Raw genomic sequence first — 16,534 nt, 5'->3', positions numbered from 1 at the left:
GACGAAATGCCGCTGGCTTGGGAGGTAATCGATGAAAGACGTTCTCAAGGAACTCGAGCGCCGCCGCGAGATCGCCCGCATGGGCGGCGGCCAGGTCCGCATCGATGCCCAGCACAAGAAGGGCAAGCTCACCGCGCGGGAACGCATCGAGGTGTTTCTCGACGAGGGCTCGTTCGAGGAATTCGACATGTACGTCGAGCACCGCTCGACCGACTTCGGCATGGAGAACACCAAGATCGCCGGCGACGGCGTCGTCACCGGCTGGGGCACCGTCAACGGCCGCCCGGTCTACCTCTTCGCCAAGGACTTTACCGTATTCGGCGGCTCGCTGTCGGAAGCGCATGCCGAGAAGGTCATCAAGGTGCAGGAGATGGCGCTCCGCAACCGGGCGCCGATCATCGGCCTCTACGATGCCGGGGGCGCGCGCATCCAGGAAGGCGTGGCAGCACTCGGCGGCTATGCCGAGATTTTTCAGCGCAACGTGCTGGCCTCAGGCGTCATTCCGCAGATTTCCGTCATCATGGGACCGTGCGCCGGCGGCGACGTCTATTCGCCTGCCATGACCGACTTCATCTTCATGGTGCGCGACACTTCCTACATGTTCGTTACTGGGCCGGATGTGGTGAAGACTGTGACCAACGAGACGGTGACCGCCGAGAGCCTCGGCGGCGCCTCCGTCCACACGACGAAATCCTCGATCGCCGACGGCGCCTATGACAATGACGTCGAGGCGCTGTTGCAGATGCGCCGGCTGGTCGACCTGTTGCCGGCCTCCAACACGTCGGAGCTTCCCGAGATCGAATGCTACCAGTCGGTCACCGACCATGATTTGTCGCTCGACCGGCTGATTCCCGACAACGCCAACAAGCCCTACGACATCAAGGAACTGATCCTGAAGGTCGCCGATGAAGGCGACTTCTTCGAAATCCAGCAGAATTTTGCCAAGAACATCGTCACCGGCTTCGGACGCGTCGAGGGCCGCACCGTCGGCTTCGTCGCCAACCAGCCGATGGTGCTGGCCGGCGTGCTCGATTCCGACGCCAGCCGCAAGGCGGCGCGCTTTGTGCGCTTCTGCGACTGTTTTTCGATCCCGATCGTCACCTTCGTCGATGTCCCCGGCTTCCTGCCGGGTACGGCGCAGGAATATGGCGGGCTGATCAAGCATGGCGCGAAGCTCCTGTTCGCCTATGCCGAGGCGACCGTGCCGAAGATCACCGTCATCACCCGCAAAGCCTATGGCGGCGCCTATGACGTGATGGCCTCAAAACATCTGCGCGGCGACATGAACTATGCCTGGCCGACGGCGCAGATCGCGGTCATGGGCGCCAGGGGCGCGGTCGAGATCATCTACCGCAAGGACATCGGTGACGCCGAAAAGATCGCAGCCCATACAAAGGCTTACGAGGATCGCTTCCTGTCGCCCTTCGTCGCCGCCGAACGCGGTTATGTCGACGAGGTGATCATGCCGCACTCGACGCGCCGCCGCATCGCGCGCGCGCTCCGCATGCTGCGCAACAAGGATATGCAGAACCCCTGGAAGAAGCACGACAATATTCCGCTGTGAGGCGTTGGCAACTCACTCCTCTTCCGCCGCACTAAACCCCGCTCCCATCGTGGCGCGGACAGGGCTGCCCCATGGCGTTGCGTGGTTGTCGATGCGCATCTGGAAGATGAAGTAGGTCGGCGAGCAGAAACCGATGCCCTTCACTTTTGAAATGCCCGGCGTATCGGACGGCAGCGACTGGCACATATAGTCCTCGCGGCAGAAATGATCGGCCGAACAGGCCGGCCGATTGCCGCGATTGACGGCGCCGCCAAGGCATTGATCGAAATTGTTGGTGGCCACGCAGATGTCGAACTTCTTGCCGCCGACCAGCCCGCAGATCTCGTTCGGCATGGGCTTGCCGGCTTTGAAGGCGGCAAATGTACGGTCCTTGTCGTCGCAGCCGCGATAGGCAATCCCACCTGGCACGCCGATCTTCGGCGGACGGCAGGTGTAAGCGGTGCGCGAGACGTCAGGCGCGAAGGCCGCGAACTGGCCCGATTTGCTGTAGCGGTCGTTGAAAGGCTGCGCCGCGTTGCTGGCGATCGAGCCGGTCAAACAAGGGTGCCCGGAAAACATCTCCGGGCTGTCCTTGGGCAGCAGGCACTGCGCCAGTTTCGTGCGCACGCCCGAAGCGGTGGCCAGCGCCGTGCAGACGGTGCCGCCGCCGCATTGCCAGGACGTGCCAAAGTGAGCCGCATCTTCCTGCATCAGGCACGGCATGGCCATCTCCGCCGGCGCATAGTCGACCGCGGTCTCCGTCCAGGCTGCCGGCGGCGCAAAGGAGAGCGGACGGAAGCGGTTCGGCTGCTTGCCCGCGGCTGTAGCGGCGAGCCAGCCCTGGCGGCGCGGAATCTCGGCATGAAGATGCGGCGAGATGCCGACCTCGATGCGGTTGAGCGGCGATGTCGTCTTGTCGTCGAGGCCGATGAAATGGAAACCGGCGGTGGAACCGGCCTGGTGGCAACCCTGGCAGGCGCCATTGTCCAGCCGCTCGACCAACGCTTCCGGCGTGCGCAGCAGTTTCAGCTTGGAATAGTCGAGCGATGCGAATTCCTCGGGTCGGTATAATTGCGTAAACGGATGATTGGCCTGCCGCGCGCTGCCGAAGGTCGACCACGAGATGATTTTCCTGGCCAGGAACTCGTCGGGGATTTCATAAACACCTTCATCGACCGCCGGCAGGTTGGCGCCGACATAGGCGGCAAGCCGTGCTTTCAGCGCCGCATCCTGAGAGAGCCGTGCAGTGTCGGGTGTGTTCTCCAACGGCTTCTCGCTGATGTCAGCACCATCGATGCCGAATATCCGCATGAGATAGGCGGCCTGGCCGCCAAACTCGGTTTCCTGGCCGGAGGGAAAGCGCACCACCTGTGCGTTGAGCTCCAGTTGCTTGAAGGTCAGCCCGGCCTTCTCCAGAGGTCCACCGGTCAGCCAGCCGGCATCGACGCTCTCGTCAAGCTGTGGCGTCCAGCGCCCGGCAACGCCGACGCAGCCGCCGTCGGCATCGGGTGCCGCGCTATAGATGGCATTGAAATTGAACGGCAGGCGCGACGCCAGCAGCTTGCCGTTCTTGCGAAAACTGTAGGCCAGGCGGTAGATAAAGCGCACCTCGCCGCAGTTCCTGTCGCCTTGCAGCAGCGTGAAATCGCGACGGTCGAGCCGGTTGACGATGCCGACCAACCGGAGGCGCGCGGCATCGGTCTTCAGCCAGCGCATGTCCATGATGCGGCCGACATTGCCGTCGGTTATCTCGTAGAGCGGCCGCCCACCGGCTTTCATCTCGGCGCGCAATGCCGCAACATCAGAGGCAACGATGTCGACGATGGCGTGATAGGCGGGTGCCTCGTCGTAAAGCGCCTTTAGACCGTCCTCGCCGTCGACGCCGAAAACGTCGACGAAGCCGAAACCCTTGGCATCGAGTGCGGCGAGCACCGCCGGATCGTCGACGATGATCAAAGGGCCCTCGGCGCGCGCCGTCGACGCCACGAAGACGGCTAAGACTGTGGCAAGCAGCAGAGCCAGGGCGCGGTTCATGGAACAGCCATGCGCGCGTCGAAGAGTTCACGCAACACCGGCAGCAGCGCCAGCGGCAGATCCTCGGCGATCAAGCCGGGTCCGAACCGGCTGCCGGCTTCGGCATGCAGCCACACCGCCGCGCAGGTGCCCTCCAAGGGCGGCATGCCTTGTGCGAGCAAACCGGCAATGATGCCCGACAGCACGTCGCCTGACCCGGCTGTGGCCAGCCACGGTGCACCGTTGGAGTTGATCGCCGCTTTGCCATCGGGCGCTGCTATGACCGTGTCGGCGCCCTTGTAGACGATGACGGCATTGGCCCGCGCTGCGGCCGCCCGCGCCTTGTCCAATTTCGACATGGTTTTGTCCCCGGCGATATCTGGGAACAAGCGGCCGAATTCACCCTCATGCGGCGTGATCACCAACGCTGGCGCGTTCAGGTGACGGGCGGCTTCGAACAGCGACTGCGGCTGATGGGCCATAGATGTAATGGCGTCAGCATCAAGCACGATCGCTCCTCCGTGGTTTGCGGTTTGCGATGCGCGTGCACCCTCCGCCAAGGTCTTGATCAGTTGCAGGGCGAAATCGCCGACCTTGGGCTTTGGCCCGAGCCCCGGTCCAAACACCAGCGCCTCGGGATGGCGCGCCGTCAGAAATTCCTGCACCTCCTCGAGTGACCCCGCCTCTCGCAGCATGATCGAGGTCAGGTGTGTCGCGTTCACCTGCATGGCATTGCCAGGCGACAGCACGGTGACCGCCCCTGCCCCGCATCTAGCGGCGGCCATCGCCGACAGCCGCGCCGCGCCGGTAGCACTCGGGCCGCCGGAAAAGACGCCGACATGGCCGCGCTTGTATTTATGCGCGTCCACCGCCGGCACCGGAAATTCCCGCAACCACAGGTCCGGCACATTTTCGAAGGTCGAGACAGCGAGCTGGGCGATGATGCCGTCATCGATGCCGATATCGGCGAGCACGATTTCACCGCATTGCCCGCGCCCCGGCAGCAGCAGGTGGCCGGGCTTTTTCCGGGCGAAGGTAACGGTGAGTTCGGCGCGAAACGCCCTGCTCAATATTTCGCCGCTGGCACCTGAGACGCCCGACGGCAGGTCGATCGCGACCACAGGCAGGCGCAGGGCTGTCACGGTATCGACGGCCTTCGCGGCATCGCCGGAAAGCGGCTTGGACAGCCCTGCCCCATAGAGCGCGTCGATCACGATCGAGCCGAACTCGGCGTCGAAATCAGACAGCGGCCGGGACTTGATCAGTGATTCCGCGGCGGCGAGCGCCGCATCGCTTTCCGGCCTCGGCGCTCCGGATGACCAGATCGTTGTGCCGACGCCGCTGCCGGCCAGGAGGCGTGCGACGACATAGCCATCGCCGCCATTGTTGCCGGGCCCGCACAGCACATGGATGTGCTTTGCCGAGGGATAGCGCTTGAGAACCTCGGCCGCGACCGCTGCGCCCGCGCGCCGCATCAGGCTGATTCCATCGGCCGGACCGGCCGCGATCGTCAGCCGATCGGCCGCGGTCATTTCGGCGGGGACAAGAAGTTCGTTGCTCATGGATTGCCGATCCGCATGCTATCAAGCATTGTCCAATTTCGATCCTAAGCAAACAAGGGGGAGTTGCCGAGATCTGCGGCCATAACGTCGGCACGAAGGCATCGCGGGCAGAAAATTGCCTGCGGGATAGGCGATGTGCCTGATTTTTGTGCGGACGCGGGTGTTGGCGCTGTGTAGGCTCTGGCAGCCCATGCCGCTTCCGGTGCAGTGAATGACGCGAATTTGCATCCCGGTGCGGCGCGGCTTTGAAATCTTATGAGACCGCTTAGAATCCGCTGAATTGGCACAGTTCGTGCTTGATGGAGGCGCAAGCGGGGGGTCACAACCCGTTTTTTTGGCAGTGGAGGCCACTTTTTACATGAAAAAGATCGAAGCGATCATCAAGCCATTCAAGCTGGACGAAGTGAAGGAAGCGCTTCAGGAAGCCGGACTGCAAGGCATCACTGTCACCGAGGCAAAAGGCTTCGGTCGTCAGAAGGGCCACACCGAACTCTATCGCGGCGCCGAATATGTCGTCGATTTCCTGCCCAAGGTGAAGATCGAGGTCGTGCTTGGCGACGACGCGGTCGAAGGCGCCATTGAGGCCATCCGCAAGGCGGCCCAGACGGGCCGCATCGGTGACGGCAAGATCTTCGTTTCCAATATCGAGGAAGTTGTGCGAATCCGCACCGGCGAAACGGGCATGGACGCGGTCTGACCTGACCCGGCCATCCTCCTGAAAACGTCATCAACAAAAAACGTCATCAAACAGGGATACATGACATGACGACAGCCAAAGACATCATGAAGCAGATCAAGGACAACGACGTGAAATTCGTCGACCTGCGCTTCACAGACCCGAAGGGCAAGCTGCAACACGTGACGATGGATGTCATCGAGGTCGAGGAAGACATGTTCGCCGATGGCGTGATGTTCGACGGCTCGTCGATTGCCGGCTGGAAGGCCATCAACGAGTCCGACATGGTGCTGATGCCCGATCCGGACACTGTCCACATGGACCCGTTCTTCGCGCAGTCGACCATGGTCATCCTGTGCGACATCCTCGATCCGGTTTCGGGTGAATCCTACAACCGCGATCCGCGCGGTACGGCCAAGAAGGCCGAGGCCTACATGAAGGCCGAAGGCATCGGCGACACCATCTATGTCGGCCCGGAAGCCGAGTTCTTCGTGTTCGACGACGTGAAGTACAAGGCCGATCCCTACAACACCGGATTCAAGCTCGACTCCACGGAACTGCCGTCGAACGACGACACCGACTACGAGACCGGCAATCTCGGCCACCGTCCGCGCGTCAAGGGCGGCTACTTCCCGGTGCCGCCGATCGACAGCGCGCAGGACATGCGCTCGGAAATGCTGACCGTGCTCGCCGAGATGGGCGTGCGCGTCGAAAAGCATCACCATGAGGTGGCGGCGGCCCAGCACGAACTCGGCATCAAGTTCGACGCACTGGTGCGCAACGCCGACAAGATGCTGATCTACAAATATGTCGTCCACCAGGTCGCCAACGCCTATGGCAAGACGGCCACCTTCATGCCGAAGCCGATCTTCGGCGACAACGGCTCGGGCATGCACGTCCACATGTCGATCTGGAAGAACGGCAAGCCGACCTTCGCCGGCAATGAATATGCAGGTCTGTCGGAAAACTGCCTCTTCTTCATTGGCGGCGTCATCAAGCATGCCAAGGCGATCAACGCCTTTACCAACCCGCTGACCAATTCCTACAAGCGCCTGGTGCCGGGTTACGAAGCGCCGGTTCTGCTCGCCTATTCGGCGCGCAACCGCTCGGCGTCCTGCCGCATCCCGTTCGGCTCGTCGCCGAAGGCCAAGCGCGTTGAGGTCCGCTTTCCCGATCCGGGCGCGAATCCCTACCTCGCCTTCTCCGCCCTGCTGATGGCCGGCCTCGACGGCATCAAGAACAAGATCCATCCCGGCCAGCCGATGGACAAGGATCTCTACGACCTGCCGCCGAAGGAGTTGAAAAAGATCCCGACCGTCTGCGGTTCGCTGCGAGAAGCCCTGCAGAGCCTCGACAAGGACCGTGGCTTCCTGAAGGCTGGCGGCGTCTTCGACGACGACCAGATCGACAGCTACATCGAGCTGAAGATGGCCGAAGTGATGCGCTTCGAAATGACCCCGCATCCGGTCGAATACGACATGTACTACTCCGTCTGAGGCTTCAATCTCAGCCTAAGATTCGCCATAACCAAGCCCTTGAAAGACTTCCCTCTTTCAAGGGCTTTTTGCTGCGCTCCAATAGGAATTGCCAGCCGACCGGCATGTCTCGCCTGCGCGGCAGCCGCATGCGCGCCCGTATCCGCCTTTCGTCTTCGGCGATCGCACGATGCCCGGATTCTTGGACCTACGGTCCATCGGAGCGGCCGGCTTGAGCGTCGGTCCGGTGACTTCAATCACTACTCGGCGATGTCCAGTGAAGATCAAGGCGGCCGCTCGGTCGCCAACGTTGGAGCCAGGAGCGAGCGGAGCACTGTCTCAGGCTACAGTGACCGCTCGTCCGGCGCCCACGCCAATGCCGCCGTTCAGAAAACCCCGCCCGTCCGAACAGCATTGCGTGACGTAACCCCAAGGCCTGCGAATACGCATGCCGTAGCGTGATCTGTCAACGTCGCAAGCCGGGCCGCGAATGGCCGATTCTGCTGTATGAACAGATGCTTATGGAAGGCCCTTTGCCCCGGATAAGGGCTGGAAAAGGCGCTTTTCCGGGCTTTATAGCGAGTGATCGCCGGAGGCTCACATGGCTGCGGCAAGAACTCCCGGGCGATTTGCGGCCGCGTGAATTTCCTGACTTTTTCTGGGTATGTTTTCCCAGGAATGCCGTCAGCCGGGTAACGGCCAAAAAAGAACCCCGGCGCGAAACGCCGGGGGTCTTCTTGTCATGCAGTCCGAAACGCTTACGCGGCGGCCGAAACCTGGGCGCTTGCCGGAACCGAGGCGATCGTCTTCAGGATCTGCGAGGCGATCTGGTAGGGGTCGCCCTGCGAGTTCGGACGGCGGTCTTCCAGATAACCCTTGTAGTCGCTTTTGATGAAGGAATGCGGCACGCGGATCGAGGCGCCACGGTCGGCAATGCCATAGCTGAACCGGTTCCACGGCGCGGTCTCGTGCTTGCCGGTCAAACGCTTGTCGTTGTCCGGGCCGTAGACGGCGATGTGATCCATCAGGTTCTTGTCGAAGGCCGCCATCAGCGCTTCGAAATAGGCCTTGCCGCCGACTTCGCGCATATAGGCGGTCGAGAAGTTGGCGTGCATGCCAGAGCCGTTCCAGTCGGTGTCGCCAAGCGGCTTGCAGTGGTATTCGATGTCGATGCCGTACTTCTCGGTCAGGCGCTGCATGAGGTAGCGGGCCATCCACATCTGGTCGGCGGCTTTCTTGGAGCCCTTGCCGAAAATCTGGAATTCCCACTGGCCCTTGGCAACTTCGGCGTTGATGCCTTCGTGGTTGATGCCGGCGGCGAGGCAGAGGTCGAGATGCTCCTCGACGATCTGGCGCGCAATGGAGCCGACATTGGAATAGCCGACGCCGGTGTAGTACGGGCCCTGGGGTGCGGGATAGCCGCTCTCGGGGAAGCCGAGCGGCCGGCCGTCCTTGTAGAAGAAATATTCCTGCTCGAAGCCGAACCAGGCGCCCTCGTCATCGAGGATGGTGGCGCGCTTGTTGGATGCGTGCGGCGTCACGCCATCGGGCATCATGACTTCGCACATGACCAGCACGCCGTTGGTGCGGGCGGGATCCGGATAGACCGCAACCGGCTTCAGCACGCAATCGGAGCTGTGCCCTTCGGCCTGCTGGGTCGAGGAACCATCGAAGCCCCATAGCGGCAGCTGCTCGAGATCAGGGAATTCGGCGAATTCCTTGATCTGCGTCTTGCCGCGAAGGTTGGGGACCGGGGTATATCCATCGAGCCAGATATACTCGAGCTTGTATTTCGTCATTCTAGCCTCTCGTTGCTTGATCACCGAACACTGAACGGCGTCGACATGCGTCTGCCGTCAGCAGCCGGCCTGCCGCACACCTAAAATGCAATTCGTGTGCCATTCTTGGTCCGGAGGGTGCGGCAAAATTGACCCGGTATCACTCGAAGTCGGTGAGCCGCCTAAGCGATGCGCTCGGATCCATCACAATCGTTCTTTGCACAAATAGTGTGCAAATACTGATCTTTTCATAGGCATATTGCCTAACTTGATTGCAGACCTTATCTTCGGACCAAGTTGAATCGAAAAGGTTCGGCGGAAGAAAGGAACCCGGCAATGGAAATCATTTCCACACGACCGTCGGCCAAAATTCTGATGTTCCCGGCGGCAGCGCGTCTCTCTGCCTCAAATTTGAGCGGAAGGGCTAAGTTTGCGGCAGAGCTTGCCTCGCTGCGTGGTGCCCGCGCAGACTTCGGCGACGGCTGGTACCATGAGGCAGCCATCGAGGATGAGGCCCGGGGCCGCAAGATCTGACACAGAGGGGCAGCAGCCCTCGTCAACGGATAGCATGAAAGCAAAAGCCCGGCGCGATCGCTCGCGCCGGGCTTTATCTTTGTATGCTGGAGCTGTCAGCTACTGCTTGTCGTGCAGGTTGGTTCCCAGCGTATCCCTGACGAAGATCATGCCGATGATCAGCGACATCGCCGCGATCACCACCGGATACCAGAGGCCGTAGTAGATATCGCCCTTGGAGGCGCTGAGCGCGAACACGATCGCCGGCAGCAGGCCGCCGAACCAGCCATTGCCGATGTGATAGGGCAGCGACATGCCGGTATAGCGGATGCGGGTCGGGAACATCTCGACCAGGATCGCCGCGATCGGCCCGTAGACCATGGTCACGTAGAGGACCAGGATGAACAGGATGCCGATGACCTTTGCCCAGTTGACCGCCGCCGGGTCGGCAAACATCGCGAACGCACCGGCCGCCGGAACACTGTAGACGGTCACGTCCGTGGCGCCGGCAGCCTCATCGGCCGTCAGCAGCTTGTCCTTGACCGCCTGGGCGAGCGGGACAGTGGCCTTTTCACCGGCGCGAATGGCTGCCGCGTCGAGCTTCAGTTCGGGATTGGCCGCGACAAAGGCGTCGAGCTTTTGGTCAGCAACCTTGGCGGCAGCACGCTTCAGTGGGTAACCGCCGTCCTGAAGCGCCAGGTTGATCGCCTTCTTGAAAGCCGCATCGCTTGGAGCAGCCTTATCAGCGGCCGCCACGGCGTCGTAAGACGTCACGGTCTCGGCGCCGATCTTGACGCTGGCCGCTGTTCCCGCTGCCGCTGTCGTGACGATATCATAGGGCACCGAGCTTTTGGCCAGGAAGTCCGTCGCAATATCGCACGAGGTGAGAGGCTTGCGTGTTCCGGTTGGATTGAACTGGAACTTGCAGTCCCCCGGAGCAGCGGTCACCGTCGCACGCGTGTTCTGCTGGGCGGTGGCGAGCGCCGGGTTGGCGGCCCATGTCAGCGCCTTGAACAGCGGGAAAGTGGTGACGATCGCCAGCGCGAGACCGGCCATGATGATCGGCTTGCGGCCGATCTTGTCGGATAGCCAGCCGAACACGACGAAGAAGACCGCGCCGAGCGCCAGCGCAATCGCGATCATGATGTTGACCGACTGTGGGTCGACCTTGAGCACATTCGCCAGGAAGAACAGCGCGTAGAACTGGCCGTTGTACCAGACCACAGCCTGGCCGGCGGTGAGGCCGAACAACGCGAGCAACGCGATCTTGGCATTCTTCCACTGGCCGAAGGCTTCCGTCAGCGGCGCCTTGGAGCCCTTGCCCTCGTCCTTCATGCGCTGGAAAGTCGGCGATTCGGCAAGCGACAGGCGGATCCAGACCGATATGCCGAGCAGTATGGCCGAGAGCAGGAACGGAATACGCCAGCCCCAAGCCGCGAAATCCTCCTTGCTCAGCGAATTCTGCACGACCAGGATGACGATCAGCGACAGGAACAGGCCGAGCGTCGCCGTCGTCTGAATCCACGACGTATAGAAGCCGCGGCGATCGTCGGGAGCATGCTCGGCGACATAGGTCGCCGCACCACCATACTCACCGCCGAGCGCCAGGCCCTGCAGCATGCGCAGCCCGACCAGGATGATGGGCGCCGCAATGCCCCAGTTCGCCGAGCCGGGAAGCAGGCCGACCAGGAAGGTCGACAGGCCCATGATCAGGATGGTGACAAGAAATGTGTATTTGCGGCCGACGAGATCGCCAATGCGACCGAACACCAGCGCGCCGAACGGGCGCACCAGGAAGCCGGCGGCGAAAACCAGCAGCGTGAAGATGTTGCGAGTCGCCTCTGGATAGGAGGCGAAGAATGCCGCGCCGATCGCTCCGGCCAATGCGCCGTAGAGATAGAAATCATACCATTCGAAAACGGTGCCGAGCGAGGAAGCGAAGATGACTTTCTTCTCCTCCCGCGTCATGCCGCGGCTTGCTCCGCCGGCGGTCGATGCGATTGCCATTGCGTTATCCTCCCGTGAGACCCGTTCTCGATGCTGCGCGACACCGTCCGCGTTCTCCTCCGAGCACGGACTCAACGACAGCCATTCGGAAAAATGACAGAAAGCGCCTGCCAAAGGCAGCGCGTCTTTGGGATTATGACTTTGGTATTAGGTGCACTGCGGGATGAATCCGGGCGAGCTGGGAAAACTCCTTAGCGCTTGAGCGCTTCCAGCAGGCCGACAGCAGCCATCATGTCGCGCTTGCGAGCCGCGCGGCGGGCAACGGCCTCCGCGTCCTGCCCCCAATGCTCGATCTGCCAGTCCTCGTCGACATGGGCAGCGGCCCAGGCAGAATCGGCATCGAGTTCGCCGAAATCGACAGCCAGCGCCAGCAGAGCCGAACCGGTCAGCGAGGTCATCACATGGATGGCGGCGAGCCGCAGCGGCTCTGTTCGCTGAGCAAGATGGCTGCCCAGCACGGCGATGGTCTCGCGCGGCTGCTCGACATGAATGATGCCCTCGGCGAGATTGAAGCGGACCCCGAGTGTTCCCCTCGCCCAGTCGATCACCGGATCCCAATGCTGGTTCTGCCGCTCCACCAGCCCCTGCGGTACGTCGGCGCGGTAGCAGAGCAGATCGGATGAGGCGAAGCGCAGGATATCCTCCAGCACCGCCTGCGGGTCGCTGGCAACACCGTCGATGGCGGTGTTGACGAGACGCATCACCGGCATGGTCACCGGATTGATGGTCTCGCTTTGGGCGGCGAATTCGTCGGCGGCAAGCACTGCTGCTGCCTCGGTAGGCAGCGCCAGCAGCGCCTTGCCCGGGGTGCGCACCGGCTTGCCGTCGAGATGCACGGCAAAGCCATTGTCGACAGGTGCGACAGAGGCGGCCTTGTAGAAGCGCTTCGGCAGATGCGTCTTCATCTGGATCTGGGCGCGACGCACCGGATCGGGATGGGAAAGATATTTGCCCGCTTCGAGGTCGTTGAGGATATCACGCATGAAGGTCTCTCTTACACCGGCGTCAGCTTGCGCGCCGGCCGGTTGACGATAATCAGGCCGGCGGCAATCAGGCCAAGTGCCAGGAAAATGCGCATGGTCAGCGGCTCATTCAAGAACATGGCGCCGCACAGCACGCCGAAAACCGGCGACAGGAAGGTGAAACTGGACAGGCCCGATGCCGGATAGCGCCGCAGCAGCCAGAACCACAGCACATAGGTGAAGGCGACGATGTAGACAGCCTGGAAAAGCAGCGCCAAAGTCGGCAGCACGGTCGGATCGCGAACGGGCGGGCCGGCGAGAGGCAGCACCAAGACGCCGACGATCGCTGCCCCGGCGAGCTGGTAAAGCAGAAGCTTCTCGGCGCTCGCCTCGACCAGCTTCGAGCGCTTGATGAGGATATTGGTCAAAGCCCAGAAGAATCCGGAGCCGAGGCTCAGAAGATCGCCGAACAGCATGTCTCCGCCGCCGCCGAGCTTGTCGGAAAACACCGCGGCAAGGCCGGCAAAGGCCAGCAGCAGGCCGAGGAATTTTCTCAACGTGATCTGCTCGCCGAGCAGGAAATGGCCGCCGAGCAGCATCCAGAACGGCATCGTGTTGACCAACAGCGTGTTGCGGGCAACGGTCGTATGCTCCAGGCCGACATAAAGGCAAAGGAACTCGATGCCGAAAAGCGCGCCAACCGCGATGCCGGCGAGCAAGGTCCCGTCGCGCGTGAAAAGCGCGATGCCGCGCCACCGGCACCAGGCAAAGACACACAGGCCGCCGATGATCGAGCGCGCGATCGATAGGAAAACCGGATCATAGCCAGCGTAGGAGATCTTGGCGGCGACGTAATTCAGCCCCCAGGAAAAGGTCAGCCCGACCATGATGGCGGCGGCGGCCATGTCGACCGTGTCGCGGCGATCAAGCGTATCGGCGGCGAGCCCGTCGGTGGCGCCGCTCACGATCAGTCCTCCGCGCTGGCGTCGTCGAAGCCGATCAGGTTCCAGCTCTGTCGCATGTGCGGCGGCATTGGCGCGGTGACATCGATGACGCCCTTGTCGGGATGCGGAATGATGATGCGGCGCGCATGCAGATGCAGGCGGTTTTGAATGCCGCCGGGAAAGTCCCAGTTGGTGTCGGCCTCGAAATATTTCGGATCGCCCAGGATCGGACAGCCGATGTGGGCGGCATGAACGCGAAGCTGGTGGGTGCGGCCGGTATAAGGCTCCATCTCCAGCCAGGTCATCGTCTGCGCCGCCTGCTCGATGATCCGGTAGTAGGACACGGCGTGATCGGCGCCCTTTTCGCCGTGCGCGGCGACACGCACGCGGTCACCGTCCGGCGTCGGCTCCTTGATCAGCCAGGTCGAGATCTTGTCCTCGCGCTTGGGCGGCACGCCCTTGACCAGCGCCCAATAGGTCTTCTTGGTCTCGCGGGCGCGAAACGCTTCCGAGAGCTTCATGGCGGCCAGCCGGCTGCGGGCGACGACCAGCACGCCCGAGGTGTCGCGGTCGAGCCTGTGAACCAGCCTGGGCTTCTCGCCCTTCTGGTTGCGCCAGGCCTCCAGCATGTCGTCGACATTGCGGGTGACGCCCGAGCCACCCTGCACCGCAAGGCCCGCCGGCTTGTTGAAGACGAAAACCTTGGGATCCTCGTGGATCAGCATCTTGGCGAGAACATCGGCATCGCCCTGGTTGCGGATCGAGTGGCCGGTCAGCGCACTCTCGCCCTTCTTGTCGACCTCGAGCGGTGGGACGCGAACCATCTGGCCGGGCTCGACACGGGTGTCCGCCTTGACCCGACCGCCGTCGACACGGATCTGGCCGGAGCGCAGAAGCTTCTGCAAATGGCCGAAACCAAGGCCCGGGAAATGGGTCTTGAACCAGCGGTCGAGCCGCATGCCCGCCTCGCCGGCCTCCACCGTGATCTGTTCAACGCCTGCCATATTTTTTGTCGCTTATCCGTTTCCCGAGCGAAGCCCGGCCTGTTCTTGGCGCGGCAATAGCACTAAGGCAGGCTTCTTGCGAGCCAAAGTCCCAGAAACAGGGCGATAATGGCGCCAATGACGCTGGCAAGGGCATAAGCCAGCGCAGGCAGCGTGGCTCCCCGCTCCCACAGCGTCGCGAAATCGAGCGAAAAGGCGGAGAAGGTGGTGAAGCCGCCAAGAATGCCGGTAGCAACGAACAGCCTGACCTCGTTCGATCCGCCACGGCGCATCATGGAGGCGATGAACAGCCCCATGGCGAAGGAGCCGATGACGTTGATGGCCATCGTGCCCCAGGGATAGCTGGGGCCGACAAGGCGCAGCGCGCCGATGTTGGTAAGGTGACGAATTCCGGCACCGATGCCGCCACCGACGACGACGAGAAACAGATTGAACATGACCGTTTACTGCCCCCGCACGGCTGCCCGGTCAATCCCTCGTTGCGGGCGCAACCGCACGGATTGGCCGAGTTCGTCACCACTCAGGCGTTGCCCATCCCGGATATTTTTTCCTGAACTCGTTGTAGAGGTCATCGATCTCCGTTTTGCCGACAGGGCGCACCTGTTCGTAGAGGTAGCCCTTGACGTCGCCGGACAGCTGGTACGCCGCGATGCGCCTGTATGCTGCGCCGATGCCTTTGCCCTCGACAATGTATTGGTCCGGTATCGAGACACAGAGCTGCGCACCCGGCTGCAGATGGGTAACGGGCGGATCGGTCACGACAACGTATTTGGACTTCAACGCCGCCGGTCTGAATCGATCGCGACTATCGACCTGACAAGCCCACTCGATGCGAGGGTAAAGGTCCTTGTCCATTTCATACAGCAATGAATCGCTCATCATCCCGCTGGATGCAAATACCGACAACCGGTCCTCAGGTCCCATCTTTCCAAGAAGGTCATCGATAAGGCGCCTGTATTCTGGAAGATTGTCGAGGTGCAGCGGGAGCGTGGCTTCGCTGGCAAAGACGTAGCTGATCGGTGACAGCACCTGGCGGCCAGTCGGGAAAAAAGTACCGAAAAACGCCAGCCCGGCGGCAACGGCTATCGCGGCGTTCGACCATAGCGATCTCAGTGCCGGCATCGAACCGATCGCAACGATTGCCTGGGCGTAGGCAGGAAAGAGCCAAAGAAATACTGGCACCGAATGATGGCGATCCGGGTCCTGCATGCGGGTGAAGAGGACGAAGGTGAGTGCCGAAGCAACGGCACAGAACAGGGAAAATCTGTTTCGGCGTATGATGGAGATGTAAAGGCCAAATACGATCAACAGCCAGTTCACATAGCTGAGCCGCGATCCTACCTGGCCAAGCTGTGAACCGAAGTTTGTCTTGTATCCGCTGTAAAGGTCGCCATAGCTGGTTCCCAGTATCTTGAGGATCAGGGGTTGCTGGAAGGTCAGCGCGGCTCCGATAACCACGAGGATCGCACACAGGCCCCCGACGGCGGCATTGCGGAGTGCCGGAAAGTCCCGGTCTTTCGCCTGCAGAAAACAGAAGAAGGCTGCGGAAAATTCCGACCCCGATGACGGGATAGGCGTACCAGCGGCGCAGCACGAATGCCAACCACAGGCATACGCCGACACGTATTCCGCTGATCACCGGTTCATGGGTCAGGAACCTCGATTTCCAGAGAAAATAGGTTGCCGCGCAAAGCGCGAAACAGCCGGCAATGTCAGGCAACCCGCGAAGCGTCGCCGCCCAGAAGGGCGTGTAGAGAAAGGCCGCAATCCATACGGTGAGCCAGCTTCGGTATGAAGACGTCCCGGTCGCCGCCTCCAGATAGCTTATTCTGCCGATGAGAAGAGCGGTCGGGACCAGATAAACAGCGACTGTTCCGGCGATGTAGGAAAACCTCGAATCGCCAAAAATGATGTGAAACGGCATCAGCGGCACCAGGATCGCCGCACTGTAGTCATCCGTGGCTATCGAGGTTCTCAGGTGGCTGAGCCATTCGAGAGGGCTCTGAACCAAGAGCGTGCCTTGCCGGCTGAACGTGTCGAAATAGGCAGCGAAGTCC

At 61.8% G+C, this 16,534-nt stretch carries 13 protein-coding genes; 4 read left to right on the top strand and 9 right to left on the bottom strand.

Annotation, left to right across the window (positions count from 1 at the left end; all coding sequences use genetic code 11):
* Positions 1 to 31 precede the first annotated feature (31 nt).
* Positions 32 to 1,564, top strand: a complete 1,533-nt coding sequence (locus NKI99_RS19595; RefSeq protein ID WP_023812067.1) for an acyl-CoA carboxylase subunit beta — start codon at positions 32 to 34, stop codon at positions 1,562 to 1,564.
* A 12-nt stretch (positions 1,565 to 1,576) separates the two neighbouring features.
* Here the strand turns inward: NKI99_RS19595 and NKI99_RS19590 are convergent, their stop codons facing one another.
* Together NKI99_RS19590 and NKI99_RS19585 are read right to left on the bottom strand one after the other, a co-directional pair.
* Positions 1,577 to 3,577: a hypothetical protein gene (locus NKI99_RS19590; RefSeq protein WP_352611726.1), complete on the bottom strand. Its 2,001-nt coding sequence runs from the start codon at positions 3,575 to 3,577 to the stop codon at positions 1,577 to 1,579.
* Complete coding sequence (locus NKI99_RS19585; RefSeq protein WP_352611725.1) at positions 3,574 to 5,118, bottom strand: NAD(P)H-hydrate dehydratase; 1,545 nt, start codon at positions 5,116 to 5,118, stop codon at positions 3,574 to 3,576. The genes NKI99_RS19590 and NKI99_RS19585 overlap by 4 nt, the downstream gene beginning before the upstream one ends.
* A 358-nt stretch (positions 5,119 to 5,476) precedes the next feature.
* On the opposite strand from NKI99_RS19585, the gene NKI99_RS19580 reads away from it, so the two are divergent.
* Positions 5,477 to 5,815: a P-II family nitrogen regulator gene (locus NKI99_RS19580; protein WP_006205430.1), complete on the top strand. Its 339-nt coding sequence runs from the start codon at positions 5,477 to 5,479 to the stop codon at positions 5,813 to 5,815.
* A 65-nt stretch (positions 5,816 to 5,880) separates the two neighbouring features.
* Positions 5,881 to 7,290 (top strand): type I glutamate--ammonia ligase, encoded by a 1,410-nt coding sequence (gene glnA / locus NKI99_RS19575; protein ID WP_128306005.1) that lies wholly within the window; start codon positions 5,881 to 5,883, stop codon positions 7,288 to 7,290.
* Positions 7,291 to 8,027: 737 nt separating this feature from the next.
* Here the strand turns inward: glnA and NKI99_RS19570 are convergent.
* On the bottom strand, positions 8,028 to 9,068 hold the full coding sequence (locus NKI99_RS19570) for a glutamine synthetase beta-grasp domain-containing protein (RefSeq protein WP_023812071.1): 1,041 nt from the start codon (positions 9,066 to 9,068) through the stop codon (positions 8,028 to 8,030).
* Between the two features lie 315 nt (positions 9,069 to 9,383).
* Here NKI99_RS19570 and NKI99_RS19565 point away from each other — a divergent pair, with 315 nt between their 5' ends.
* Entirely contained in the window at positions 9,384 to 9,581 is a 198-nt protein-coding gene (locus NKI99_RS19565) for a DUF2735 domain-containing protein (RefSeq protein ID WP_352611724.1), read from the top strand.
* 99 nt (positions 9,582 to 9,680) lie between these two features.
* Here the strand turns inward: NKI99_RS19565 and NKI99_RS19560 are convergent, their stop codons facing one another.
* From NKI99_RS19560 to NKI99_RS19535, 6 genes are all read right to left on the bottom strand, one after another.
* Positions 9,681 to 11,567 (bottom strand): MFS transporter, encoded by a 1,887-nt coding sequence (locus tag NKI99_RS19560; protein WP_023812073.1) that lies wholly within the window; start codon positions 11,565 to 11,567, stop codon positions 9,681 to 9,683.
* Positions 11,568 to 11,758: 191 nt separating this feature from the next.
* A complete protein-coding gene (locus NKI99_RS19555; RefSeq protein ID WP_352551992.1) occupies positions 11,759 to 12,550 on the bottom strand; it encodes an ATP12 family chaperone protein in 792 nt (263 codons plus the stop codon).
* Between the two features lie 11 nt (positions 12,551 to 12,561).
* Complete coding sequence (locus tag NKI99_RS19550) at positions 12,562 to 13,434, bottom strand: DMT family transporter (protein WP_050592714.1); 873 nt, start codon at positions 13,432 to 13,434, stop codon at positions 12,562 to 12,564.
* Between the two features lie 62 nt (positions 13,435 to 13,496).
* On the bottom strand, positions 13,497 to 14,477 hold the full coding sequence (locus tag NKI99_RS19545; protein WP_023812076.1) for an RluA family pseudouridine synthase: 981 nt from the start codon (positions 14,475 to 14,477) through the stop codon (positions 13,497 to 13,499).
* A 62-nt stretch (positions 14,478 to 14,539) separates the two neighbouring features.
* Positions 14,540 to 14,914, bottom strand: coding sequence for a fluoride efflux transporter CrcB (gene crcB / locus NKI99_RS19540; RefSeq protein ID WP_352611723.1), 375 nt, complete (start codon positions 14,912 to 14,914; stop codon positions 14,540 to 14,542).
* A 76-nt stretch (positions 14,915 to 14,990) separates the two neighbouring features.
* A complete protein-coding gene (locus NKI99_RS19535) occupies positions 14,991 to 16,100 on the bottom strand; it encodes a hypothetical protein (RefSeq protein ID WP_352611722.1) in 1,110 nt (369 codons plus the stop codon).
* Positions 16,101 to 16,534: the final 434 nt, after the last annotated feature.

This window comes from Mesorhizobium sp. M0239 (assembly GCF_040321815.1).
Classification (GTDB): Bacteria; Pseudomonadota; Alphaproteobacteria; order Rhizobiales; family Rhizobiaceae; genus Mesorhizobium.
The sequence above is the reverse complement of the archived record's forward strand: the minus strand, read 5'-3'. Positions and strand labels throughout refer to the sequence as shown.

Excerpts from the sequence above, each read along its gene's own strand:
- NKI99_RS19565 (WP_352611724.1), top strand. The coding sequence starts at position 9,384 with ATGGAAATCATTTCCACACGACCGTCGGCCAAAATTCTGATGTTCCCG.
- NKI99_RS19570 (WP_023812071.1), bottom strand. The coding sequence starts at position 9,068 with ATGACGAAATACAAGCTCGAGTATATCTGGCTCGATGGATATACCCCG.
- NKI99_RS19555 (WP_352551992.1), bottom strand. The coding sequence starts at position 12,550 with ATGCGTGATATCCTCAACGACCTCGAAGCGGGCAAATATCTTTCCCAT.
- NKI99_RS19580 (WP_006205430.1), top strand. The coding sequence starts at position 5,477 with ATGAAAAAGATCGAAGCGATCATCAAGCCATTCAAGCTGGACGAAGTG.
- crcB (WP_352611723.1), bottom strand. The coding sequence starts at position 14,914 with ATGTTCAATCTGTTTCTCGTCGTCGTCGGTGGCGGCATCGGTGCCGGA.
- NKI99_RS19595 (WP_023812067.1), top strand. The coding sequence starts at position 32 with ATGAAAGACGTTCTCAAGGAACTCGAGCGCCGCCGCGAGATCGCCCGC.
- NKI99_RS19550 (WP_050592714.1), bottom strand. The coding sequence starts at position 13,434 with ATGGCCGCCGCCGCCATCATGGTCGGGCTGACCTTTTCCTGGGGGCTG.
- glnA (WP_128306005.1), top strand. The coding sequence starts at position 5,881 with ATGACGACAGCCAAAGACATCATGAAGCAGATCAAGGACAACGACGTG.
- NKI99_RS19545 (WP_023812076.1), bottom strand. The coding sequence starts at position 14,477 with ATGGCAGGCGTTGAACAGATCACGGTGGAGGCCGGCGAGGCGGGCATG.
- NKI99_RS19560 (WP_023812073.1), bottom strand. The coding sequence starts at position 11,567 with ATGGCAATCGCATCGACCGCCGGCGGAGCAAGCCGCGGCATGACGCGG.
- NKI99_RS19590 (WP_352611726.1), bottom strand. The coding sequence starts at position 3,577 with ATGAACCGCGCCCTGGCTCTGCTGCTTGCCACAGTCTTAGCCGTCTTC.
- NKI99_RS19585 (WP_352611725.1), bottom strand. The coding sequence starts at position 5,118 with ATGAGCAACGAACTTCTTGTCCCCGCCGAAATGACCGCGGCCGATCGG.